Here is a 23819-nt window from a genome sequence, read left to right as displayed (position 1 = left end):
AAGCGGTGCCGCAAGCGTCCCCATACCAGCGGCCATGCAACTGATTTTCAACAATAGGTTGTTTTGGTAACTCCATGGTTGCTTTTTGTAACATATAGGCGCAGAAACCTCAAGGTTCGATTCGCAGCAGGGAGAGCGCTGCCATGAGCTACCTCGACGGTTTCCTCATTCCGGTGCCGCATACGGCCAGGGATGAATTCCTCCGTCACGCCGCGACGGTCGATCCGGTCTTTCTGGAGCACGGGGCACTGCGGGTGGTCGAGTGCTGGGGCGCTGACCTGAAACCGGGCGAAACGACGGATTTCCAGCGCGCGGTCGCCGCCAGAGAAGCCGAGACTGTCGCTTTTGCCTGGATCGAGTGGCCGGACAAGCCGTCCCGCGAGGCAGGCATGGCGGCGATCAACGGCCTGATGGGTACCGACCCGCGCATGAGCCCAGAGGACAACCCGGTACCTTTCGATGGCGCGCGGATGATCTTCGGAGGCTTCGAACCGATCGTGACCCATGGGACTTTTTCGGAAGGGAACTATGTCCAGGGCTTCGTGGTCCCGGTCGTGCCTGGCCGTCGCGAGGAGTATCGCACGCTGGCTGACCGGACCTGGAACATGCTCGAGGCATACGGCGCTCGCGGCACTCTCGAGGCGTGGGGCGAGGATGTGCCGCACGGCAAGCAGACAGACTTCTACCGCGCGGTGAAGGCCGAAGAAGGCGAGAGCGTCGTCTTCAGTTACATCGCCTGGCCGAGCCGGGAGGTTTGCGACGCGGCGGGCCAGAAGATGATCGAGGACCCCGCCATGGATATGCCCGAAGACCTGCCGTTCGATGCCCGGCGCATGATCTACGGCGGGTTCGAACCCATGCTCGTGCTGGAGGCGGGGCGATGACCGCGGAAACCCGAAGCCTGGCCAAGCCGAAAAACACGATCTGCCTGTGGTACGACGGGACCGCGCGCGAAGCGGCGGAATTCTACGCGGCGACGTTTCCGGACAGCTCGGTGGGGACCATTATGACTGCTCCGGGCGACTATCCCGATGGACACCAGGGCGATGAGCTGACGGTCGAGTTCACCGTGCTCGGCATTCCCTGCCTCGGCCTCAATGGCGGGCCGGCGTTCCGGCACAGCGAGGCTTTCAGCTTCCAGGTGGCGACCGACAGCCAGGAGGAGACGGACCGCTACTGGAACGCGATCGTCGGCAGCGGCGGCGCGGAAAGCGCGTGCGGCTGGTGCAAGGACAAGTGGGGGCTGAACTGGCAGATCACCCCGCGGGCGCTCACCGATGGCATGGCGGACCCCGATCCTGCTGTTCGCAAGCGGGTGTTCGATGCGATGATGACGATGCGCAAGATCGACATCGCGGCGATCGAAGCCGCGCGGCGGGGGGACTGAGCCGATGACCCGCAAGATCACCGGCGCCGCCTTCCTGTCGCTCGACGGCGTGATGCAGGCGCCGGGAGGCCCGACCGAGGACCCAACCGGCGGATTCGACGAGGGAGGCTGGGTGTTCAAGCTGTGGGACGAAGGCGTCGAAGAGACGCTCGGCTCGCTGTTCTCGGGCGACTATGATCTCCTGCTCGGCCGCCGGACGTATGACATCTTCGCCGCCTACTGGCCCTATGTGGAAGGCGAGAACGCACCGATGGGCGAGGCGTTCGACCGGGCGAACAAGTATGTGCTGACCCGCGGCGACCAGCCGCTCGAATGGCAGAACAGCCACCGGCTTCGCGGGATCGAGGATGTCGCAGCGCTCAAGCAGGGGGAGGGCGCGCGCATCGTCATCCAGGGATCGAGCACCCTCTATCCGGCGCTGTTGGCGGCCGGGCTGCTCGACGAGCTCATCACGATGACTTATCCGGTCACCCTGGGTGCGGGTAAGCGGCTGCTGGGCGAGGGGGCGCCGGTCCGCAAGCTCGAGATGACCGATAGCCGGGTGACTTCCAAGGGCACCGTGATCGCGACCTATCGGCCCGGCGGGTCGCTGCCACCCTATCCGGCTGAAGCGCCGATCCCGGCCACCAGCGAGCGTGAGGCGCGGCGCCAGCAGCGGATGGAGGAAGGCACATGGTGACCTTGCGCCTCTACGGACACCCATTCTCCAGCTACACCTGGAAAGCGCTGATCCCGCTGTATGCGAACGCCACCCCGTTCGAATTTCGCGCGGTCGGACCCGAGCATCCGGACAACGGCGCATTCGTCGCGGCAGCTCATCCGGCGGGCAAGTTTCCGGTCCTCGTCGATGGTGAGACGACGGTGATCGAAGCGACTTCGATCGTCGAACATCTGGCGCTCAATCATCGCGGCGAAGCGCCGCTGATCCCGGCAGACCCGACAGCGGCCGCGACCGCGCGTATGCTCGACCGGGTGTTCGACAATTACGTCATGGGGTCCGCTTTCCGGATCGTGTCGGCTTACCTGGCCAACAGCGCGAACCCCGATGCGGCAGAGGTGGAAGGCGGAAAGGCCGGACTGCGCCGCGTCTACCGCTGGCTGGAAGAATGGCTCACCGCCCATTCGCTGCCCCCGCACGTCAGTCTGGTCACCTGCGGGGCGGCTCCGTCGTTGTTCTACGCCGACTGGGTAGAGCCCATCCCGGCAGAGGCCCCACGGCTTGCGGCGCTGCGTACGGAGCTGCTCGCGCTCCCCGCTGTCGCCCGCTGCGTCGACGAGGCGCGGCCCTACCGTCACTTCTTCCCGCCCGGCGCGCCCGATCGCGACTGAGGCATCGGGTTCCAGGAGAGTGCAGATGGCCGAGTATACCTTCTTCACAAACCCGATGAGTCGGGGGCAGATCGCCCGATGGGCGCTGCACGAGGCGGGGGCCGACTACGAGCAGGTGCTGGTCGACTGGCAGGCGAAAGGTGACCTCCTGGCCGTCAACCCGATGGGCAAGGTGCCCGCGATCATCCACCACCACGGCGGCCACGACCACGTGGTCACCGAAGCGGCCGCGATCTGCCATTACCTTGCGGAGATGAGCGCGCCCGGACTGCTGCCCCGCGAACACGAAAAGGCGGACTATTTTCGCTGGCTGTTCTTCGCTTCGGGACCGCTCGAGCAGGCGGTTGTCGCCCGCGCGATGGGGTGGGAAGTGCCGCCCGAGCGCGAAGGAATGGCCGGGTTCGGCACGTTCGAGCGGACGGTGGACGCGCTCGACGGCTGGCTGGCCGATCGCGAATTCGTGTGCGGCGGGCGCTTCACGATGGCAGACGTCTATGTCGGCAGCGCGGCTGATTGGGGCCTGCAGTTCGGGACGCTGCCCGCGCGCCCCGGCTTCACGGCTTACGTCGAGCGCCTGCGCCAGCGCGAGGCGTACAGGGCCGGCAAGGCAATCGACATGGCGCTGATCGAAAAGGCGCAGGCCAAGGCCTGATCGGCAGGTTTCCCTGAGGCCGGAATTGCCCTAGAGCGCGCGGCAATGAGCCTCTCCGCCACCGCCCGCCAGTCAGCCGCAGACCTGCCGCTGACGATCGATGATGTTCGCGCCGCCGCCCGGCGGATCGCCGGCGCGGTGGTGCATACGCCGACAATGCACTCGCGGACCCTGTCCAACATCGTCGGAACGGAAATCTGGCTCAAGTTCGAAAACCTCCAGTTCACCGCTGCGTACAAGGAACGCGGCGCGCTGAATGCGCTCCTCCTGCTGACCGACGAGCAACGGGCGCGCGGCGTCATCGCGGCGTCTGCCGGCAACCATTCTCAAGGATTGAGCTACCACGGCACCCGCCTCGGAGTGCCCGTCACCATCGTCATGCCGCGCACCACGCCGAGCGTGAAGATCATGCAGACCGAAAGCGTCGGCGGCAAAGTGGTGCTCGAAGGCGAGACGTTCGACGAGGCCTATGCCCACGCCCGCACGCTCGAAAAGGAACTGGGGCTGACGTTCGTCCATCCGTTCGACGATCCCAACGTGGCGGCGGGTGCCGGCACAGTCGCGCTCGAAATGCTCGAGGATGCGCCCGAGATCGATTGCCTGGTGGTGCCGATCGGCGGCGGCGGTCTGATCAGCGGCATGGCGACCGTGGCCAAGGCACAGGATCGCCCGATCGAGGTGATCGGAGTGGAAGCTGCGCTGTTCCCGTCGATGTATTCGCGCATCCACCATGTCGAAATGCCCTGCGGCGGGGACACGCTCGCAGAAGGCATCGCCGTGAAGGAACCGGGCGAGTTCACCGCCCGGGTCATCGCCGAAAAGGTCGATGACATCGTGCTGGTGGAGGAGGCGGCGCTGGAGCGCGCCGTCAGCCTGTTGCTGCAGATAGAAAAGACGGTGGTCGAGGGCGCGGGGGCGGCCGGGCTCGCCGCACTGCTCGCGCATCCGGAGCGCTTCGCGGGCCGCAAGATCGGACTCGTCCTGTGCGGCGGCAACATCGACCCGCGCCTGCTCGCGAACGTGCTGCTGCGCGACCTGGCCCGGTCGGGACGGCTCGCGCGGCTGCGCGTGACGCTGCAGGATCGTCCGGGCGCGCTCTACAAGGTGATGAAGGAATTTCACGCCCACAACGTCAACATCATCGAAATCTACCACCAGCGCATCTTCACCTCGCTTCCGGCCAAGGGCCTCATCACCGACATTGAGTGCGAGGCGCGCGACAAGGAGCAGATCGACGCTCTCGTGGCTGCCTTGCGTGCCGGCGGGTACGCGGTGAGCTTGGTCGAACTGGGGTAATCCGTCCGGCACCGCGCGGCGGATCGCGCGTTAAACGGGGGCGGAAACGACTCCGCAACTGTGCAAACTAAGTTTCCGTTAACCGAGATACATGGTTAAGGGTCTTTTACCGACGCGGCGGGCGGTGCATAACGCTGGAGTGCGCCGCGGCGCTTTGGTTTCAACCCCGCGAGAGGTTTCTGGCAGCGTCGTGACGGCACCGGTTCGCTTTCCCCGATTCTTCGTGACGAGCCCCGCGCCGTGCCCCTACCTGCCCGGCCGTAACGAGCGGAAAGTGTTCACCGAACTGAAGGGCCCGCACGCCGACCAGCTGGTCGAGGCGCTGGGCCGGATCGGGTTCCGCCGGAGCCAGACGGTTGCTTATCGCCCGAGCTGCGTGGACTGCCAGGCGTGTGTCTCCGTCCGCGTGCCGGTCGAGGATTTCGCGCCCTCGAGCACGCAGAAGCGCAACTTGAAGCGCAATTCCGATCTGATCTCGGCCGAATGCCGCCCGTGGGCAACGGGCGAGCAGTTCGATCTGCTGCGCAAGTACCTCGGCCTGCGGCATCCCGGCGGCGGCATGGCGGCGATGGACGAGATTGATTACGCGGATATGGTGGAACACACGCCCGTAACCAGCTACGTCATTGAATACAGGGAGCCCTCGGACGGATTGATGCCCGGTCGCCTCGTCGGCGCGTGCCTCACCGACCGGCAGGGCGACGGGTTGTCGATGATCTATTCGTTCTACGACCCGGAACATGAGGCGCGGTCCGGGCTTGGGAATTATATCATCCTCGATCACATCCGGCGAGCCCGTGAAGACGGGCTCGGGCACGTGTATCTCGGCTATTGGGTCGATGGGTCCGACCGGATGCAGTACAAGATCCGCTATCGTCCGATCGAGCTGCTCGGGCGCGACGGATGGCAACGGCTTTCTCCCGAGCGGCATGATGCGCTCATCGCCCGTGCCGCAGGCGCGCCCCGCACGGTCCGCGATGCCGCCAGCCCTGCCAAGGACGCATCTCTCCCGCAGTTCGATTTCTCCGAGTAGATACGCGCTCGTCGCGGCGGCCTGCGCGGCGCTGTTGACGGCGCCGCTGGCTGCGCAGGACAAGACTTCCTCGCAATCTCTCGAAGACCTGATCCCCGATTCCGCGGTGGCGGATCCGGAAGGTTGGGCGCAGCAGGGCCAGCCGGCCGACCTGCCGGACGAGCCGATCGCCGAGGTGGACCCCGACTCGCCGCTCGCAGAAGTGCCGCCGATTGACCTGCCGTGGCCCGACGACCTCGTGCTGCCGCAACTGGCCCCGCTCGAGCCTGACGACAGCGTGCAATTCGCCGATCTCGAGGACGCCGCGGATGCCGCACCCGCGCTGGTCGATGCCGCGATCGTCCGCGTCACCGACGAACTCGTCCTCGCGTTTCCAGCGGATGAAACGCTCTTCCCCGAGCGCAACGAATTCACCGAACGCTTCAGCGGCCTGTCCACCATCGCCGAACTCGACACCGACGAAGACAGCGTGGCCCAGTTGGCCGCGCGGGCGAAATCGGACCAGGCGCTCCTGGACACGCTGCTCAGGGTCTACGGGTATTACGATGCCCAGGTGATCCGCTCCGTGGGCGGCATCCAGGCTGGGCAGGAGAGTGCCGCCACTCGGCCCGAGGTGCGCTTCGATATCATCCCCGGGCCCCGCTTCCGCTTCGGAGCGATCGACCTGGGCGAGCTGGCCGCCGCGCCCGATGCCGAAGCGCTCCGCCGCGCGTTCGAAATCCGTCCGGGCGATCCAATGTCGAGCGACGCCATCGTTGCCGAACAGTTCAATCTCGACACGGCACTTGGCGAGTTCGGCTATCCGTTCGCCGCCATCGATGCGCCCGAGCTGCTGGTCGATCACGCAAGGACGGAGGGCGACCTGACCATGCCGGTCCGCCCCAACGGCAAGTATGTGTTCGGCGAAGTGGTTTCGAGCCGGCCGCGCTTCCTGTCAGGCAAGCACCTGGCCTCCATTGCCCGCTTCGATCCCGGCGACACTTACCAGCGCAGCCTCGAATTCGACCTCAGGCGCGCCATCGTCGCGACGGGCCTGGTTTCCTCGGTCACCATCAAGCCGCGCGAAGTGGCGCCGCCAACCGCCGATGGGCCCGGGACCGTCGCTCTCGACGTCGAGCTGACCAAGGCCAAGCTGCGCACCATCGCCGGGGCGATCGGCTACGGAACCGGCGAGGGGCTCCGCGCCGAGGCAAGCTGGGAGCATCGCAACCTGTTCCCGCCCGAAGGCATGCTGCGGGTGCGCGGGATCGCCGGCACGCAGGAGCAGTTGCTCGGCGTCACCTTGCGCAAGAACAACTTCGGCGGGCGCGACAAGGTGCTGACGGTCGATGCTTTCGCCTCCACGGTGGACAGCGACGCCTACGATGCGCGCACCGTGTCGCTGATTGGCACGTACGAGCATCTGTCCACGCTTCTGTTCCAGAAGCCGCTCAGTTGGAGCGTCGGGCTCGAAGCGGTGGCGACTAGCGAGCGGCCACAGCCGCTTGGCGGGGTGGTCCAGCCCCGCCGCACCTATTTCATCGGCGCCATTCCGCTCTACGCGATGCTCGACACATCGGACGACCTGCTCGACCCGACCAAAGGGTTTCGGGCCGGTGTGCGCCTGTCGCCGGAAGTGTCCCGCACGCAGGGCATGGAAAGCTTCTACCTGCGCGGTCAGTTCGATGGTTCGACCTACCAGCGGGTGACCGATAAGGTCGTCGTCGCAGCAAGAATGCGCTTCGCTGCGATTCCGGGCACCGCGCTGGAAAACATCGCCCCTTCGCGCCGGCTCTATTCGGGCGGCGGCGGAACGGTGCGCGGATACGGCTACCAGCGGATCGGGCCGCGCGACGCCAACGGCAATCCGACCGGCGGCCGCAGCCTGCTGGAAGGCGCGATCGAGGCGCGGGTGAAGACCGGCTTCTTCGATGGCGCGCTTTCCGTCGTACCGTTCGTCGATGCCGGCTCGGTCAGCACGAGCGTCCTGCCCGACTTCGACGTGGTCCGTATCGGGGCGGGGGTCGGCGTGCGCTACGATACCGGATTCGGCCCGCTGCGCTTCGACATCGCCACGCCGATCAATCCGGGACCGGGGGACAGCCGCATCGCCGTCTACGTCTCGCTGGGCCAGGCATTCTGATGGCCGACGAAGCGGAGCAGGCGGAGGCCGCGCACGTGGCGGATCGCCCGCACGGCCGTGGGCGGCGCGTCGCAGCGTGGGCGATCGGGCTGGTCGCGGCCCTGCTGCTCCTGATCGTCGCGGCTCTGGCCGTGCTCAACAGCCCGATCGGCCAACGCTGGGTGGTCGACCAGATCGCGAAAGTGGCCCCGGCCTCCGGCCTGAAAGTCTCGATCGGCCGGATCGACGGCAATCTTTACGGCAAGGCGCGGTTGCACGATGTGACCCTGTCGGATCCGAAAGGGCCATTCCTCACCGTGCCGCTGGTCGATCTCGACTGGCGCCCGATGAACTGGTTCACCCGCGGGCTGGACGTTCGCGAGCTGGTGACCCATCGGGGCACGCTCTACCGCTTGCCCAAGCTCAATCCGGGCGATCCCGAAGCGCCGATCCTGCCCAACTTCGATATCCGCATCGATCGGCTGGCGATCCAGGACCTGACGATCGCCAAGGGGCTTGCCGGACCAAATGCGCACAAGGCGAACCTGGTCGCGAAGGCTGACATCCGCGACGGTCGCGTGCTGGTCAAGGCCGACGGGAGGCTCGGAAGCCAGGACCGTCTCCACGCGCTGGTGGATGCAGAGCCCGACCGGGACAAGTTCGATCTCAAGCTCGATTACAATGCGCCCAAGGGCGGCGTTCTCGCCGGGCTGATCGGCACCAAGGCGGGCTATCGCGGGCAAGTCGCGGGGAAGGGCTCGTGGAGCAAATGGGACGGCTGGGGCTACGTCAGCCGCGACGCCGCGAAGTTCGCCGCCTTTCGCATGCTCAACCGGAGCGGCCGCTATACGATCGTGGGGCAGGCTCATCCGCAGGCGGCGATGGGAGCCGGCCTGCCGCGCGATCTTCTTGGCGAAACCGTTTCGTACAAGGCTGTGGGTACCCTGAAGGACAGCGTGCTCGACGGCACAGTCCAGCTCATTACCTCGGCGGTGGCGGGTAAAGCGGAAGGTGCGCTCGACCTCGGCAGGAACGCCGCCAACGACCTCGCGGTCACTGCCCGGATCAAGGATCCCGCCTTGCTCGGGCAGGGTACACGGATCGAAGGGGCGCGGATCGCCGCGAGGGTAGACGGGCCGTTCCGTGATCTGGCGATCGAGCACCGAATCGAGGTCGGCCGCTACGTCACCGGCACCACCCAGGTCGCCGGGATCGTCCAGCAGGGCACCGCAACCTACGACGGCACGCGCTGGACAGTTCCGCTCGACGCGCGCGTGGCGCGGATCGTGACCGGCACCGCGCAAGTCGATCCGCGGCTCGTCGGCGGCACCCTCAGGGGCATCGTCCGCTACCAGGGGAGCAAGCTGACCGGCGAGGGCCTTGCCATCAATTTTCCGGGCGCCAGCGCCCGTCTCGCGTTTGCGGGCGACACGTCGAAAGGTAGCTACCGCGTGGCCGGCCCGGTCACCGCGAACGGGCTCCAACTTCCGGACATCGGAGCGGTCAACGGCGGCGCGAACATCGTCGCAACCTTCGGCAGCGCGCCGTGGACCCTGTCGGCCGACTTCCGCGGGCGCATCCCGCGCGTGACCAACGCCACGCTCGCCAACCTCGCCGGCCCGGCAATCTCGTTCAGCGGTGGGATCACAACGGGCGCGGAGCAGCCGTTCGACTTTCGCGGCGTCCGCCTGAGCGCGGCCAAGCTCAACCTGACGCTCGACGGGATGATCCGCCCGGGCCGCACCAGCGTCGCAGGGCGCGGACGTCACGTCGATTATGGCGCATTCACGGTCGAGGGCGCCTACACCGCGCGCGGGCCGGAGGCGGTCCTGGTGTTCGCCAGCCCCCTGCCGTCGGCGGGGCTGGAGAACGTCCGCGTCGCGATTGCACCGATCAACGACGGGTTCGCGATAGAGACACGCGGCCAGTCGATGCTCGGACCATTCCAGGGAACCATCGACCTGTTCGCGCCAGCGCGGGGGCCGACGCGCCTGGCGATCCGCAAGCTGGACGTGTGGAAGACCTCGGTGTCCGGAACCCTGACCCTGGGCAACGGCGCGGCATCCGGTACCCTGGCGCTGGCCGGGGGCGGGCTCGACGGCACGATCGCCCTGAGCCCACGGAGCGGCGGGCAGGCCTTCGACATCGACGTAACCGCCAACCAGGCGCGGTTCGGGGGCGAGACTCCGCTGTCCATCGCACAGGCTCGGATCGAGGCCAGCGGTCTCCTGGTGAAGGGGCGCAGCACGATTGGCGGCAGTGTCTATGCCCAGGGCATCAGCTACGGCAGCCTGTTTATCGGGCGGTTGGCGGCGCGGGCCGATCTCGAGAACGGCCGCGGCACGGTGACCGCCTCGATCGCGGGGCGCCGCGGCAGCCGGTTCGCGCTCCAGCTCAACGCCAACGTCGCCCCCGACCAGGTGGCCGTGGCCGCGCGTGGTGAGTTTGCGGGGCGGCCGATCGCGATGCCCCGCCGCGCCGTGCTTGTTCGCCAGCGCGACGGAGGCTGGCAGTTGCAGCCAACCCAGGTGAACTTCGCCGGAGGGGCGATCATCGCTTCGGGCGAGTTCGGCGGTGGACGGACCGAGGCGCACCTCCAGCTCGCGGACATGCCGCTGTCCGTCGCCGACATCTACGCCGACCTCGGGCTCGGCGGAAAGATTTCGGGGCTGGTCGATTTCACCACCGACCGTCGCGGCGTGCCGACCGGAGAAGCACGGGTGAAGGTGGCCGGGCTCACCCGCTCAGGCCTCGTTTTGACCTCCAAACCCATCGACCTCGCGCTGGTGCTGCGGCTGACGCCGCAACGCCTCGAAACGCGCGCGGTGATCGACGAGGGCGGCCAGCGCCGCGGGCGGCTGCAGGGGCGCATCGTCGATTTGCCGAGCTCGGGTGCGCTGTATGACCGACTTCGCGCGGGCGACCTGTTTGCCCAGCTGCGATACAATGGCCCGGCCGATGCACTGTGGCGACTGGCCGCGGTCGACGCTTTCGATCTGACCGGTCCGCTATCGGTCGCCGCCGACGTCACCGGGTCGCTTGCCACTCCGCAGGTGCGCGGATCGCTGGCGAGCAACAATCTCCGCCTGCAATCGAGCCTGTCCGGCACCGACATCCGCAATGTCACGGCGCGTGGCACGTTTGCGGGATCGCGGCTGACGCTCACCAGCTTCCGCGGCACCACGGCGAACAACGGCAGCGTCGTCGGCAGCGGGACGGTCGTCCTCGAGGATCTCGGGCGCAAGGGTCCGCAGCTCGACATCCGCATCGCCGCGCGCAACGCGGCATTGCTCAATGCGAACGGCCTCGCGGCAACCGTCACCGGGCCGATGCGCATCGTTTCCGACGGAATCGGCGGGACGATCGCGGGCCGGTTGCTGGTTGACCGGGCAGCCTGGAGGCTCGGGACCGCGGCCGCCGACGAGCGTTTGCCGCAGATCAAGACGCGCGAGATCAACCTGCCGTTCGACACCGGTCCGCGTCCGGTGGCCTCCCGGCCGTGGCGCTACCTGATCGATGCACGCGCGCCGGCGCGGGTCGATGTCGACGGGATGGGGCTCGACAGCGAATGGAGCGCCAACGTGCGCGTTCGCGGGACTACGGACAACCCACGGCTCGGGGGAACGGCGCGGGTCGTCCGCGGAGATTACTCCTTCGCCGGCACGCGCTTCCAGCTCACGCGCGGGGTCATCAATTTCGACGAGAGCGTACCGATCGATCCCCGCCTCGACATCGTTGCCGAGACGGAGAAGGACGGGCTCGACGTGACGGTCAAGGTGCAGGGCAGCGCGCTGGAGCCCGAGATTACCTTCCAGTCCCTTCCCGGGCTTCCCGAGGAAGAAATCCTCTCGCGCCTGCTGTTCGGCGGTTCGATCACCGAGCTGTCGGCCACCGACGTGCTCCAGCTCGGATCGGCGCTTGCCTCCTTGAGGGGCGGCGGCGGGCTCGACCCGATCAACAAGCTGCGCACCGCCATCGGACTCGACCGGCTGCGCATAGTCAGTGCGGACCAGGCCCTCGGACGCGGCACGGCCATCGCGCTGGGCAAGAACATCGGCCGGCGGTTCTACGTGGAGATCATCACCGACGGACGGGGCTATAGCGCAACCCAGGCAGAATTCCGCATCACCTCCTGGCTGTCCATCCTGGGAAGCATTTCGACCATCGGTCGCGAGTCGATCGTAGCGAAAGCCAGCAGGGACTACTGACCGGCACCAAAAGCCCGGGAGGTGCACGCGGCACCCTCCGGGCTTTGCCGATCGACGGAGATGATCAGCTTGGTTCGGCGCTCACTGGCGGAGGCGATTTGACCAGTCCGTCGAGCGGGAGGACCACGCCGTTGCTGGCGACAAGCGCGGCGCCGTCCACCCTGGCCTTGCCGCCGTCCGCCCCGGTGACGACAATCGTGTCGCCATCGGTGGTGAAGGTCACCATGCTTTCGTCCAGCGATCGCATCGAGACGGGGCCCTTCTTGTCGGCCACGGCCTTGCGGATCGCCTCCGGGGTCAGGTGCCCCGGCAGGATATGCCCCCGCATGACCGCCACCAGCTCGGCCCGGTGAGCCGGATCTGTCAGCGTCTTGCCGCCCTGGTCCAGCTTGGCAAAGGCGTCGTCGTCCGGGGCGAGCACGGTATAGCTGCCCGGCCCGTCGAACACGTCGCCAAGCCCGGCATCGGCAAGCGCGGTCGAGAATGTCGTCAGGCCCGGCGCGCCGCCCAGTTCGGCGGCCAGCGTGCCGTTGCTCGCCTGCGCGGTCGGCGCGCTCTTCTCGTCCGCCTTGGAGCAGGCACCGAGCGGTGCAAGCAGGGCGACAGCCGCAAGGGCTCCGATCAAACGGTGGTTGTTCATCGTGCGCCCCCTTACGTCAGCAGCTGGATCACGGCGGCGATCAACTGGGTCTTCGGATCGACCTGGTAGACGTAGCCGTCGGCGTAGCGATAGTTCGCCTGGGGCGTATCGTAATACTGGTCACGGTAGCCGTAGGGCACATTGTAGATATCGTACCCGGCAGGCATCGGCTGGCCGACCGCGAACTGGTCACCCGTCAGCAACGCCGCGATCGAAGTGATCATGTTGCTTTGCGGATCGACCCGGTAGAGCACGTCGTCGGCATAACGGTATGAATTCACCGGGCCCAGGTTGTAGTACTGGGAGTAGTAATCGGGCACCGGCACCGGTTCGTAATAGCTAGGCCACGGATTGCCGACCGACAGCGCGCCGCCCAGCAGCGGCAGGTAGCCGAGCACCGAACCGCGATCGTTCACGCGATAGAGATATCCGGCATCGTAGTAGTAACGGCCGTCCCGCGGCGCGTCGTAACCGAACCACGAGGGGCGGTAGTAGTCGCTGCGGTAATCGCGGTAATCGTTGCGATCCTTGGCCAGCCCCGGGGGGAGACAGCCGTTGTTCTTCTTGGCGAGGCCCGGGGGGCACCCGTTGACGAGGCCGCGGTTCACATCCCGGTCGAAGCCGACGAATGAGCGGACAACCCGCACGTTGTCGTCCCGGTCGCGCCTGTCACGATCGTAGCGCACTTCGCGCACGTCGCGCACGTCCCGGTAGTCGCGAACATCGCGCCTGATTTCCTTTGCATTGGCCTTGGCGGCCTTGGCGTGGGCCTTGCCATTGGCCTTTGAGTTCCCCTGGGAACGCACGGCCGGGCCCTTGGCGGCCTTCTCGGGCTTGCCCTGGGCAACGCGGACCGGGCCATGGTCGGCCTTCATCGCACGACCGGCATCGGCCTGGGGTCCCTTGCCCTTGTTCGCTTGCGCCTGGCCGTGGCCTCCGCCGTGAGATGGGCCGCCAGCAGCAGCCATCTTGCCACCGCCATTGCCATGTCCGCCGCCATTCCCCTTGCCGGGGTCAGCCGAGGCGCCACTCGCGGCGAGGGCGATTGCCGCCGCGCCCATGAGGAAAATACGCATAAGTTAACTCCTTTGGGCGGTGAAACGGCGGCCTCCGCGAGTCGGTTCCATTAACCGGAAACAACGATTCCGCAGGAGCGTGATGCCCGCCCGCGAACGGCTCACGTGCGGTACAGCCTGGCCTCGGCTGCCCTGCGCCGGACAAGCCCCGGCAGGACCCTGCTACCGCCGCGGTTCCAGCGGCTGAACTCGCGCTCCGCGCCGGCAAAGTCGCCCGCCCGATGGAGCCTGGTGAGCGTAGCGCGTGAGATCGCCCCCGTGTTGTAGTGGAAGCTGACGAGGGCATCGAACTGGTTCTGGCTGGTGGGGGCCTGGCCGATGGCGGCCGCGACCTGAGCGGCATGGCGGGCCACGTCGGCGAGAAGGCGACGGTCGCACTCTTCGCGGGTCCAGACGGTGTCCGGCCCGATGTCCGGCCCGGTAGCGCCCCACCCGACCGTCCACGGCGCCCCGCCTGTGCCGGGATCGGGATAGGCTTCGAACAACCCGTCCGCGCGCCGCTTCGCGCAGCCTTCGAATTCGCGGATCAGCGCAAGCCCCTGCGGGCTCACTTCGCGTAGCCCGTGTTGGATCGATGGACCGCCTGGACCACTGTCCTGGGAAGGAAATCCAGTCTCGGCAGAGGCGCGCTCGATCGCGCGGTCCAGCGCGGCCACTTCGTCCCTCCTGAACCCGCGTCCGAGCATCCGCCGGACTGCGTCGAAAATGATCTTGCGCTGCATCTGTGCCGCCTCGCCGAAGTGAAAGAGGCGGGGGATCTAGGCCCTAGGGGCCGCTGTAGGAAAATCGTTTTCTGAAGGATGGGCTGGAGAGCGAGCCCGGATCCAGTGTCTGGCGATGGGGTGGGAAGCGGACGCTTGGCTAATCGAGCAATCCTGCCTGTCGAAGCTCCTTCATGCCATCGAAAGTGCTCGGGGGCGGGTTGGGCGACCACCAGTTCGCTCCTGAGGCAAGCCACCGACGCCGCAGTTCTTCGTGGCTCAGACTCGCATCGCCATAGCCGAACTGAGTGCCGCAGGAGGGACATATCTCTTGATACCACTCGTCCTGCTTATCTGCATATGGCGGGCAAGCTGGGTCGTTGTATCCGCAAACGGGGCATACGAAACCTTTAGCCATGGGTGCAGCGTCTCATCGAAGGCGAACGACCACAATGGGGTCGTTTGCCGCTGGTCCGCTGACAGGCTCCGTGGTTGGTCGCTCCAACGGCTAGCAATGGGTGGAAATCGGACATTAAGACTGGCCTGCAATGTGCTTCACAGAGGGAGAGAGGGCGAGGTGCAGGAAGTGGATACTAGTCCTCTGGAAAGCGCATTGAATGCGCGTTTTCGCGGACACGTGGATCGCGACCTTTCGGAATGGCGTGAGAAGCACGCTTACAAAGAGGCTCACGACATTCCTGTTCATGCCACGAAAGCCTGGATAGGGAGGCAAAAGCTCAATTATCGGGGATTGGGCGAGCGGAACAACCTGCGGCATCTGATCAGCGGGAACATCGATCAACCGTTCCTGGTCGAGATCGCCAAACTCACAAATTTGGAGCGGCTTGAGCTTGAGTGGCCGGTGGTCGCGAAGGACCTCACGCCTCTGCTTGGACTGGAGCAGCTTACCTTCCTGAGCATCGACAGTCCCCGAAATATTGCCGATTTTCGAGCCCTGCTTGAACTTCCGGCGCTTCGCACCCTGATCATCACCAATCCAAAGAGGATGGCGGACCTGGATTGGCTTCGTGAAGCCCATCATCTTGAGGTCATCGGGATCGAAGGCGGGATGTGAAGTCCTTACAGAATTGCCAGCCTTGAGCCGCTTGCGGGCCTTCGTTCGCTGACAGCATTTCTCGGCGTCTCGACGACACTCGCCGACAAGAGCCTCGCGCCGTTGGCTCACTGTTCCAATCTTGCGTATCTCCGCATCGCCTGCGTCGCACCGAAAGCGGAATTCGACAGGCTGAAAGCCTCCAAGCCCACCTTGGTGTGCGACTGGTTCCGATCCGAATTGTGGACTGCTGTGCGGCCGACGCGTTGAATGCGGGATGTCCGCAGTGGGGTCGTAAGCGGCCATTCGCTGCGTTGCCGTGAGAAAAAGGGCGCCCGGTCGCCCGAGCGCCCCTTGCCTTGCGAACGCCCCGTGCGTCAGGAGCTGAAGTACATGTCGTATTCGACCGGGCTGGGGGTGGTTTCCCAGCGGGTCACGTCGTCCCACAGCAGCTCCACGTAGGCATCGACCTGGTCCTTGGTGAAGACGTCGCCCTTGAGCAGGAACTGGTGATCGGCCTCAAGGCTTTCGAGCGCTTCGCGCAGAGAGCCGCAGACGGTCGGCACTTCGGCCAGTTCGGCGGGCGGCAGGTCGTAGAGGTTCTTGTCCATCGCCTCGCCCGGATGGATGCGGTTCTGGATACCGTCGAGACCGGCCATGAGCATCGCCGCGTAGCACAGGTAGGGATTGGCCATCGCGTCGGGGAAGCGGAACTCCACCCGCTTCGCCTTTTCGCCGGTGCCGTAGGGAATGCGGCAGGAAGCCGAACGGTTGCGCGCCGAATAAGCCAGCAACACCGGCGCCTCGAACCCCGGCACCAGCCGCTTGTAGCTGTTGGTGGTGGGGTTGGTGAACGCGTTCAGCGCCTTGGCATGCTTGATGACGCCGCCGATGAAGTAGAGGCACATGTCCGACAGGCCGGCATAGCCGTTGCCGGCAAACAGCGGCTTGCCTTCGTTCCAGATCGACATGTGGGTATGCATGCCGCTGCCGTTATCGTCCTTGATCGGCTTGGGCATGAAAGTGGCCGTCTTGCCATAGGCGTGAGCGACCTGGTGCACGACGTACTTGTAGATCTGCATCCGGTCGGCGGTCTCGACCAGCGTGCCGAAGGTGAGCCCCAGTTCGTGCTGCGCGGCGGCCACCTCGTGGTGGTGCTTGTCGCACGGCAGGCCCATCTCGAGCATGGTGGTGACCATCTCGCCGCGGATATCGACTGCGCTGTCGACCGGGGCGACGGGGAAGTAGCCGCCCTTGGCGCGCGGGCGGTGGGCGAGGTTGCCCGCTTCGTACTCGCGGCCCGTGTTGGTGGGCAGCTCGATGTCGTCGAGGCGGTAGCCCGAAGCGGCATAGCCGTCCTCGAACCGCACGTCGTCGAACATGAAGAACTCGGCTTCCGGGCCGACGTAGATAGTGTCGCCGATACCGGTCGACTTGAGGTAGTTTTCCGCGCGCTTGGCGGTCGAGCGCGGATCGCGCGCGTACCATTCTCCCGTCGAGGGTTCGACGATGTCGCAGAAGACGATCATCATCGGCGTCGCGCTGAACGGATCGACGTAAACCCGTTCCAGGTCGGGCTTCAGGATCATGTCGCTCTCGTTGATCGCCTTCCACCCGGCGATCGAGGAACCATCGAACATCAGTCCGTCCTCGAGCTCGTCCTCGCCGAGGACCTTCGAGACCATGGTCAGGTGCTGCCACTTGCCCTTGGGATCGGTGAAGCGGAGATCCACCCATTCGATCTCCTGTTCGGCGATCTGGTCGAGCACTTCCTTGGCTGTAGGCATCTTTGCGGTCCTTCTGGTCCCCCTCCGCCTGCGGGAGGGGCTGGGGTAGGCTGAATTGGTTTCGGTCGGGCGCCCCGGGAAGGGCGGACAAGTCAAATCGCGGCGTCGTCCTTTTCGCCGGTGCGAATGCGCAGCGCGCTCTCGATGGCGGAGACGAAGATCTTGCCGTCGCCGATCCGCCCCGTCTGCGCGGCGGCGGCAATCGCCTCGACCACGCGGTCGGCCTGGTCGTCGGGCACGACGACCTCGAGCTTCACCTTGGGCAGGAAATCGACGACATATTCCGCGCCGCGGTAAAGCTCGGTGTGGCCCTTCTGGCGGCCGAAGCCCTTCGCCTCGAGAACGGTGATGCCGGACACGCCCACTTCGTGGAGCGCCTCCTTCACCTCGTCCAGCTTGAACGGCTTGATGATGGCTTCGATCTTCTTCACGTGACCCCGGCTCCTTGAGCTTCAGGCACGATGTTCAAGAATCGTGCCAAACACCTGCGCGCAAGGGTAGGCCATCCACCGCTTCGGTTAAAGGCCCCAGGGTGCCCACGGGGCGGGCAAGCCCTGCCTAATCCTTGGGCAGATGCAGCCCGCTGGCAGGATCGAGGCCGGCCATCAGGTTGAGCGATTGCACCGCCGCGCCGCTGGCCCCCTTGCCGAGGTTGTCGAGCATCGCGACGAGCCGCGCCTGGCTGCCGTCCGCCGAGCCGAAGACGTGGAGATCGAGTGCGTCCGAAGGCGCCTGGCCGCGGCGCAGCAGCAGTTCGTCCGGCATCTCTCCGCTCACCTGAACCACGCGGCTGCCGGCGTAGAAGTCGGCCAGGCATTCGCGCAGTGCCGCCGGAGCGGACGCGCCGGGCATCGCCATCAGCGGGAGAGGAATCTCCACCGCCATTCCGCGGTAGGCGGGGATCACCGCGGGCGAGAACAGCGGCGGGAGGACGAGGCCGGCGTGCGCCTGCATTTCGGGCACATGCTTGTGGCCGAGCGCCAGCGCATAGCCGCGCCAGGCAATGCCGGTGTCGGACTCGAACCGCTCGATCAGGCTCTTGCCGCCGCCCGAATAGCCGGACACCGCGTTGCAGGTGTAGGCCCAGTCCGCCGGCAGAAGTCCGCGCCCGACCAGCGGGGCGAGGAGGGCGACGAAGCCCGTCGCGTAGCAGCCGGGGTTGGAAACCCGCGCCGCGCGCGCGACCGCATCGCTGCCGACAACTTCGGGAAAGCCGTAAGTCCAGCCCTGCGCGACGCGGTGCGCGCTCGAAGCATCGATGACCCGCACATCGGAAGCCGGATCGATCAGGTCGACCGCTCCGCGCGCGGCATCGTCGGGCAGGCACAGGATCGCGAAATCGGCCGCGTTCAGCGCGTCACGCCGCGCTTCGCGATCCTTGCGTCGGCTGTCGTCGAGCCGGACCAGGGAAAACTCGTTCCTGCCGGCGAGCCGCTCGGCAATCTCGAGCCCTGTGGTGCCGACTGCCCCGTCTATGAAGACGGAGCGTGTCACCCCCCGGTCCGCGGAGCGAGCTCGGCGATGCGCAGGTAACCGCTCGGCCCCTGCGGTCCCAGGCAGCCCCAGCACCAGTCGCCCGAGTAATCGAGCGCTTCGAACATGGCCCCGGCGTCAAGCCGCGTCACTTCGTCGGCCCCATCCCTGGGCAGGCATAGCAGCGCGGCGCCGGCCGGACCGATCTCGCGGAGCTGGGGCATGACGTAATTGGCGACGAAGTATTTATCGGCCAGCGCGATGTGCGCCAGGTCGCCCCGGATCGGCAGGGTGCCGATGGCAGGCCGCACGACCGGCCCGGACAGCGAAAGCTGCCCTTCGGGAAGATGGTATTTGCCGGTCTCGGTCACGTGTTGCGTAAGTCCGTGGGTTGCATGCGATGGGCGCGCTTAGCCCCTCGCACCAAGGGGGGCAAGGTCAGCCGAATCGCGCCTGCAGCATGTGCCACGCCGCCCTGAGGCCAAGCGCTGCGCCGCCCTTCGGCCGCCCCGGCTTTGCGGCGGGTCGCCAGGCGAAGGTATCGAAGTGCGCCCAGTCGATCGGCGTCCCGTCCTTTGCTTCCCCGACGAACCGGTCGAGGAACAGTCCCGCTACGCTCGCCCCGGCAAAGCCGTTGCTCGGCGCATTGCCCATGTCCGCGATGTCCGATTTCAGCCACTCGCGGTAGCTTTCGGGGAGGGGCAGGCGCCAGCACTCGTCGTCATGCGCCTTGCCCGCATCGAGCAATGCCTGCGCGGTATCGTCGCGCCTCGCCATCAGGGCGGGCAGGTCCGGACCGAGCGCGACCCGCGCCGCGCCGGTCAGCGTGGCGAAATCGATCACCAGGTCCGGGTTCTCCTCGCTGGCCCGCGCAAGCGCGTCGCCAAGGATCAGCCGGCCCTCGGCGTCGGTATTGCCGATCTCGACGGAAAGCCCCTTGCGGCTGCGCAGGACATCGCCCGGGCGAAAGGAGTTGCCGGCGATCGCGTTCTCGACCGCGGGGACCAGCAGGTGCAGCCGCACCTTGAGGCCGGCGCCCATCACGAGTCCCGCCAGCGCGAGTGCGTGGGCCGCTCCGCCCATGTCCTTCTTCATCAGGAGCATCCCGCTGGCCGGTTTCACGTCGAGACCGCCCGAATCGAAGCAAACGCCCTTGCCGACGATGGCGAGCACCGGGTGCTTCTCGTCACCCCATGTGAGGTGGATGAGCCGGGGGGCATGTTCGCGCGACGCGGCGCGGCCGACGGCGTGCACCATCGGATATTCGCGCTCCAGCGTTTCGCCTTTCGTCACGCTGAGCTGCGCCCTGTGCGATTTCGCAAGCGCTTCGGCTTCGGCTTCGAGGGCGGCAGGGCCCATGTCCTCGGCGGGCGTGTTGACGAGATCCATCACCTTTGCCGCGGCCGCCGCTTCCGCGATTACCGGATCGATCGCCTTCGGGTCCCTGGTAAGCAGCACGCGCGGCCCCGGCGCATCCTTTTCCTCACGGTAGCGGGTGAAGCGGTACTGCGCGGTCTGCCAGCCGAACAGCGCCGGGCCCGGATCACCCTCGACACGCCGGTAGGTGCCCGCGGGAAGCGTTTCGGCCAGCTTGGCCATGCACCAGCTCGAGAGCTCGGCCGGGTTGGCGACTCCGCCGACGGCGAACCACGCCTCGCCATCGGGGACGATACCGACCTGGTAGCCGCTGCCGTCGAATTTCTGCGCCTCGAGCGCGGCGCGCTGGCCTGCGGTCAGTTTCTTCGCCCAGTCGGCGAAGCCGTCCTTGTTGACGAGGTGGATGTCGATCGCCGCCTGGCCGCGATCGGGCTGGATAAGCTCGACTGGTTTGCTCATAGGTTGGGGTTCCTAACGCCTGCCGGAAGAAATCCAATGCAACTTCGCCCGTTCCTGCCCCTTGTCGCGGTCTTGCTGGCCGGGTGCTCCTCGCCGGACGAAGTGCGCGAGAAGACCGGCGTTACCGCGACCGCGAGCCAATCCGCATCGCGGGCCGGCGCCAGTGCCAGCGCAGCGGCCTCGGCAAACGGCAGCGCGAAGAAGGTGGCCGAGGACACCGATCTCTACAGCTACGCGTTCAGCTATCCGGCCCCGGTCGGCCGTTACCCCGCGCTGGCCGCCCGGCTCGAACAGCAGGCGGCGAAGGCGCGGGCCGAGATGATCGCACAGGCGCGGGAGGAGCGGGAGAGCGCGAAAAAGGAAGGCTTCCCGTTCCACCCGCACAGCTATGGTGCGGAATGGAAAGTGGTGGCCGACTTGCCCGGCTACCTCAGCCTGTCGAACGAATTTTCCACCTACACCGGCGGCGCGCACGGAATGTACGGCCTGGAAAGCCTGGTGTGGGACAAGGAAGCTGAGCGGGCGATGGACGGGGCGGAGTTGTTCACTTCGCCCCAGGCGCTCGGCGCGGCGATGGGCGGGACGGTGTGCGCGGCGTTGAACAGGGAGCGCGAAAACCGTCGCGGCGAGCCGGTCGATCCCAAGGGCGAATATTTCAGCGACTGCCCCGGCCTCGACAGCGCGACGATCCTGGTCGGCTCGTCGAACGGAAAGACCTTCGACCGCATCACTGTCTGGTTCGGACCCTATGTCGCCGGGCCTTATGCGGAAGGAGCCTATGAACTGGACTTTCCCATGACCGCGGCGATGCTCGGCGCGGTGAAGCCTGCCTATCGCGAGGCGTTCGGCGCGAAATCATAACGCCGCGGGTCGCAATCGAGCGCTTCATTCGCTATCTCGTGCGCCATGAACCAGTATCAGACAGTCACCGGCGACGAGACGCTGCTGCGCGACGGAACCATCAAGCTCCACGGCCCCGCCGGCTTCGAAGGCATGCGCAAGGCCGGTCGCCTCGCCGCCGAAATCCTCGACGCACTGGCGCCGATGGTCCAGCCTGGGGTGACCACCGGGGAACTCGACGACGTGGTGCGGCAGATGACGCTCGATGGCGGCGCGGTGCCGGCCACGTTCGGCTACCGCGGCTATACGCACAGCTGCTGCATCTCGATCAACCACGTCGTCTGTCACGGGATTCCCGGCGACAAGGCATTGAAAGAAGGGGATATCGTCAACATCGACGTGACCCCTCTGCTCGACGGCTGGCACGGTGACAGCAGCCGGATGTACCTCGTCGGCGACGTGCCCTTGAAAGCGCGGCGGCTGGTCGACGTGACCTACGAATGCCTCATGCTCGGCATTGAGCAGGTGAAGCCGGGCGCCAGGCTCGGAGATATCGGCGCGGCGATCCAGGCCCATGCCGAGGCGCATCGGTACGGCGTGGTGCGCGAGTTCTGCGGCCACGGCCTGGGCCGGCTCTTCCACGACGCGCCGGAGGTAGTCCATGCCGCCAAGGCCGGCACCGGGCCGGAACTTCGGCCGGGCATGTTCCTCACCATCGAGCCGATGATCAACCTCGGCCGACCGTGGGTTAAGATGCTCAGTGACGGATGGACCGCGGTTACCCGCGACAAGAGCCTGTCGGCGCAATTCGAGCACTCGATCGGCGTGACGGAAGAGGGGTGCGAGATTTTCACCCTCAGTCCGACTGGCCGCGACAAGCCTCCTTACGAATAGCTCAACCGAACTCCCGCTCGGCTTCCTCGATTGATCCGAAGAGACCGCGCTCGGGTTCCATGCTGACCGCCCAGTAGTGTGCTTCCTGCTCTTCGTCGAAACCAACGCGGTCGATAGAGGCCGAGAACAAGCCGTCAGGCCGCTCGACGATCACGATAAGCTTGCCGTCACCCCTGTCGATTGATTTGGCTTCGTTTGGTCTGGGAAACCGAAGCATATCTAATTCTCCCGCGCGGCCCGCACCGCCGCTCCCCCGGCAAATGGTGCGACTGCGCACAGCGCCAGACTAATCGCGGCGCAGAGCGCGAGACCGGCGCTATCGGGCCGGGCAAGCGCGCCGGCGCCGAAGATCAGGATCGGCACTGCGAGCGGGATCAGCAGCAATCCCCCGAGCGCTGCGCCTCCGCGCACCGTCGCCGTCAGGGAAGCAATGATGAGGCCGATGGCCGCCAGCCCCGGGGTGCCTGCCAGCAGCCCGAGCAGGAGGGTGCGTAGCGTGTCCGCAGGCAGGTCGAACAGTGCTGCGGCGAGCAAGGTGGCGACGAGCAGCAGCGGGCCGAAGCTGAGCCAGTGGGCCAGCAGGCGCACGGCCAGCACCAGTTCTTCCGCGATCCCTCGCAGGGTGAGCTGGTCTAACATGCCGCTGCCAATGTCGGGCGCGACAAGCCGGTCGATCGGCAGGATCGCTGCGAGGAGCGCGGCGATCCACAGCACTCCTCCGCCCGTGCGTGCCAGTAGCGGGGCATCGGGACCGACGGCGAACGGAAACAGTATCGCGACTGCGACGAAGAACAGCACCGGCAGCCACGGCCCCCCGCGTCCGCCCCCGAACGCCAGCGCAAGGTCGCGTCGGAGCAGGGCGTAGGCCACGCTCATGCGGCGTAGTCCGCCAGTTCGACCGCATGCAGCTTGCCGAGTGGCAGCGGCTGGTGCGATGCCGCCACGACGATACCGCCCGCGTCGCGGTGCCGCTCGATTTCGTCCGTCAGGACCCCGGCTGCATGGCCGTCGAGGCCGTTGAGCGGTTCGTCGAGCAGCCAGATCGGAGTTCCGGCAGGGATCGACACCGCGTATGCCGCGCGCTTGCGCTGGCCGGTCGAGAGAAAGCGGACCGGCACGTCGCGCAGGCCCTCTAGTCCCAGCGTCGCCAGCCGCTCAGGGCCGAAGCCGCCGCCGTCGATCGCGTTCCAGAACGCGAGCGCCTTTTCCAGCGGCAGGTGCTCATCGAGTGGGAGTTCGCCACCGAGCAAGGCGATGCGGCCCTTTGCCTCGACAGTTCCCGCGAAAGGGCGCAGCAGACCGGCCAGGATGCGCAGCAGGCTCGACTTGCCGGTGCCGTTGGCGCCTCTCACGTGCAGTGCCGCGCCCGGTTCCAGCGAAAACGACAGACCCCGGAACAGCAGCCGGTCGCCGCGCCGGCAGGCCAGGTCTTGCACGGTGAGGCGCGGCGTCATCGGTGGGGCAATAGGGACTGCGCCGCCACGTGCCAAGCGAGCGGGCGCTGGCCTGCCT

Annotated in this window: 23 protein-coding genes; 12 read left to right on the top strand and 11 right to left on the bottom strand. The window is 66.6% G+C overall.

The features are described from left to right. Positions 1–143 precede the first annotated feature (143 nt). The 9 genes from IEW58_RS14195 (at position 144) to IEW58_RS09095 (ending at position 12006) form a co-directional block, all read left to right on the top strand. Entirely contained in the window at positions 144–884 is a 741-nt protein-coding gene (locus IEW58_RS14195; protein WP_188644833.1) for a DUF1428 domain-containing protein, read from the top strand. After that, a complete protein-coding gene (locus tag IEW58_RS09130) occupies positions 881–1387 on the top strand; it encodes a VOC family protein (protein WP_188644832.1) in 507 nt (168 codons plus the stop codon). The genes IEW58_RS14195 and IEW58_RS09130 overlap by 4 nt, the downstream gene beginning before the upstream one ends. A 4-nt stretch (positions 1388–1391) precedes the next feature. Further along, entirely contained in the window at positions 1392–2066 is a 675-nt protein-coding gene (locus tag IEW58_RS09125; RefSeq protein WP_188644831.1) for a dihydrofolate reductase family protein, read from the top strand. Next, complete coding sequence (locus IEW58_RS09120; protein ID WP_308419271.1) at positions 2060–2716, top strand: glutathione S-transferase family protein; 657 nt, start codon at positions 2060–2062, stop codon at positions 2714–2716. The genes IEW58_RS09125 and IEW58_RS09120 overlap by 7 nt, the downstream gene beginning before the upstream one ends. Before the next feature lie 25 nt (positions 2717–2741). Further along, a complete protein-coding gene (locus IEW58_RS09115; RefSeq protein ID WP_188644830.1) occupies positions 2742–3368 on the top strand; it encodes a glutathione S-transferase family protein in 627 nt (208 codons plus the stop codon). Between the two features lie 45 nt (positions 3369–3413). Beyond that, positions 3414–4664 (top strand): threonine ammonia-lyase, encoded by a 1251-nt coding sequence (locus IEW58_RS09110; RefSeq protein WP_188644829.1) that lies wholly within the window; start codon positions 3414–3416, stop codon positions 4662–4664. Positions 4665–4854: 190 nt separating this feature from the next. Next, on the top strand, positions 4855–5697 hold the full coding sequence (locus IEW58_RS09105) for an arginyltransferase (RefSeq protein ID WP_188644828.1): 843 nt from the start codon (positions 4855–4857) through the stop codon (positions 5695–5697). Between the two features lie 34 nt (positions 5698–5731). Next, positions 5732–7819 (top strand): autotransporter assembly complex protein TamA, encoded by a 2088-nt coding sequence (locus tag IEW58_RS09100; protein ID WP_229658523.1) that lies wholly within the window; start codon positions 5732–5734, stop codon positions 7817–7819. Further along, a complete protein-coding gene (locus tag IEW58_RS09095) occupies positions 7819–12006 on the top strand; it encodes a translocation/assembly module TamB domain-containing protein (RefSeq protein ID WP_188644826.1) in 4188 nt (1395 codons plus the stop codon). The genes IEW58_RS09100 and IEW58_RS09095 overlap by 1 nt, the downstream gene beginning before the upstream one ends. A 64-nt stretch (positions 12007–12070) precedes the next feature. Here the strand turns inward: IEW58_RS09095 and IEW58_RS09090 are convergent, their stop codons facing one another. The 3 genes from IEW58_RS09090 to IEW58_RS09080 form a co-directional block, all read right to left on the bottom strand. After that, positions 12071–12646, bottom strand: coding sequence for a fasciclin domain-containing protein (locus tag IEW58_RS09090; RefSeq protein WP_188644825.1), 576 nt, complete (start codon positions 12644–12646; stop codon positions 12071–12073). Positions 12647–12657: 11 nt separating this feature from the next. Next, positions 12658–13722: a hypothetical protein gene (locus IEW58_RS09085; RefSeq protein ID WP_188644824.1), complete on the bottom strand. Its 1065-nt coding sequence runs from the start codon at positions 13720–13722 to the stop codon at positions 12658–12660. Between the two features lie 101 nt (positions 13723–13823). Further along, positions 13824–14444, bottom strand: a complete 621-nt coding sequence (locus IEW58_RS09080; protein WP_188644823.1) for a lysozyme — start codon at positions 14442–14444, stop codon at positions 13824–13826. A 556-nt stretch (positions 14445–15000) separates the two neighbouring features. Here IEW58_RS09080 and IEW58_RS09075 point away from each other — a divergent pair. Then, positions 15001–15498, top strand: coding sequence for a hypothetical protein (locus tag IEW58_RS09075; protein ID WP_188644822.1), 498 nt, complete (start codon positions 15001–15003; stop codon positions 15496–15498). A 356-nt stretch (positions 15499–15854) separates the two neighbouring features. Here IEW58_RS09075 and glnA read toward each other — a convergent pair whose 3' ends face one another. The 5 genes from glnA to IEW58_RS09050 all read right to left on the bottom strand — a co-directional run bounded on the left by glnA (position 15855) and on the right by IEW58_RS09050 (position 20573). Further along, positions 15855–17264: a type I glutamate--ammonia ligase gene (glnA, locus tag IEW58_RS09070; RefSeq protein WP_188644821.1), complete on the bottom strand. Its 1410-nt coding sequence runs from the start codon at positions 17262–17264 to the stop codon at positions 15855–15857. Positions 17265–17356: 92 nt separating this feature from the next. Then, positions 17357–17695, bottom strand: a complete 339-nt coding sequence (locus tag IEW58_RS09065) for a P-II family nitrogen regulator (RefSeq protein WP_188644820.1) — start codon at positions 17693–17695, stop codon at positions 17357–17359. A gap of 127 nt (positions 17696–17822) precedes the next feature. After that, entirely contained in the window at positions 17823–18758 is a 936-nt protein-coding gene (argC, locus tag IEW58_RS09060) for an N-acetyl-gamma-glutamyl-phosphate reductase (RefSeq protein ID WP_188644819.1), read from the bottom strand. Continuing rightward, complete coding sequence (locus IEW58_RS09055) at positions 18755–19108, bottom strand: hypothetical protein (protein ID WP_188644818.1); 354 nt, start codon at positions 19106–19108, stop codon at positions 18755–18757. The genes argC and IEW58_RS09055 overlap by 4 nt, the downstream gene beginning before the upstream one ends. Before the next feature lie 67 nt (positions 19109–19175). Then, a complete protein-coding gene (locus IEW58_RS09050; RefSeq protein WP_188644817.1) occupies positions 19176–20573 on the bottom strand; it encodes a leucyl aminopeptidase family protein in 1398 nt (465 codons plus the stop codon). 36 nt (positions 20574–20609) lie between these two features. On the opposite strand from IEW58_RS09050, the gene IEW58_RS09045 reads away from it, so the two are divergent. Then, positions 20610–21434 (top strand): DUF4163 domain-containing protein, encoded by an 825-nt coding sequence (locus IEW58_RS09045; protein WP_188644816.1) that lies wholly within the window; start codon positions 20610–20612, stop codon positions 21432–21434. Positions 21435–21479: 45 nt separating this feature from the next. After that, a complete protein-coding gene (gene map, locus IEW58_RS09040; protein WP_188644815.1) occupies positions 21480–22307 on the top strand; it encodes a type I methionyl aminopeptidase in 828 nt (275 codons plus the stop codon). A gap of 1 nt (position 22308) precedes the next feature. Here map and IEW58_RS09035 read toward each other — a convergent pair whose 3' ends face one another. From IEW58_RS09035 to ccmA, 3 genes are read right to left on the bottom strand one after another with little or no spacing between them, the layout of a single operon-like run. Continuing rightward, entirely contained in the window at positions 22309–22524 is a 216-nt protein-coding gene (locus IEW58_RS09035) for a hypothetical protein (protein WP_188644814.1), read from the bottom strand. Positions 22525–22526: 2 nt separating this feature from the next. Then, on the bottom strand, positions 22527–23183 hold the full coding sequence (locus tag IEW58_RS09030; RefSeq protein ID WP_188644813.1) for a heme exporter protein CcmB: 657 nt from the start codon (positions 23181–23183) through the stop codon (positions 22527–22529). Next, positions 23180–23761, bottom strand: coding sequence for a heme ABC exporter ATP-binding protein CcmA (gene ccmA / locus IEW58_RS09025; RefSeq protein WP_188644812.1), 582 nt, complete (start codon positions 23759–23761; stop codon positions 23180–23182). Before ccmA ends, IEW58_RS09030 begins: the two co-directional genes overlap by 4 nt. Positions 23762–23819 lie beyond the last annotated feature (58 nt).

This window comes from Tsuneonella deserti (assembly GCF_014644315.1).
GTDB lineage: Bacteria > Pseudomonadota > Alphaproteobacteria > Sphingomonadales > Sphingomonadaceae > Tsuneonella > Tsuneonella deserti.
This window is presented reverse-complemented; position numbering and strand designations above follow the sequence as displayed.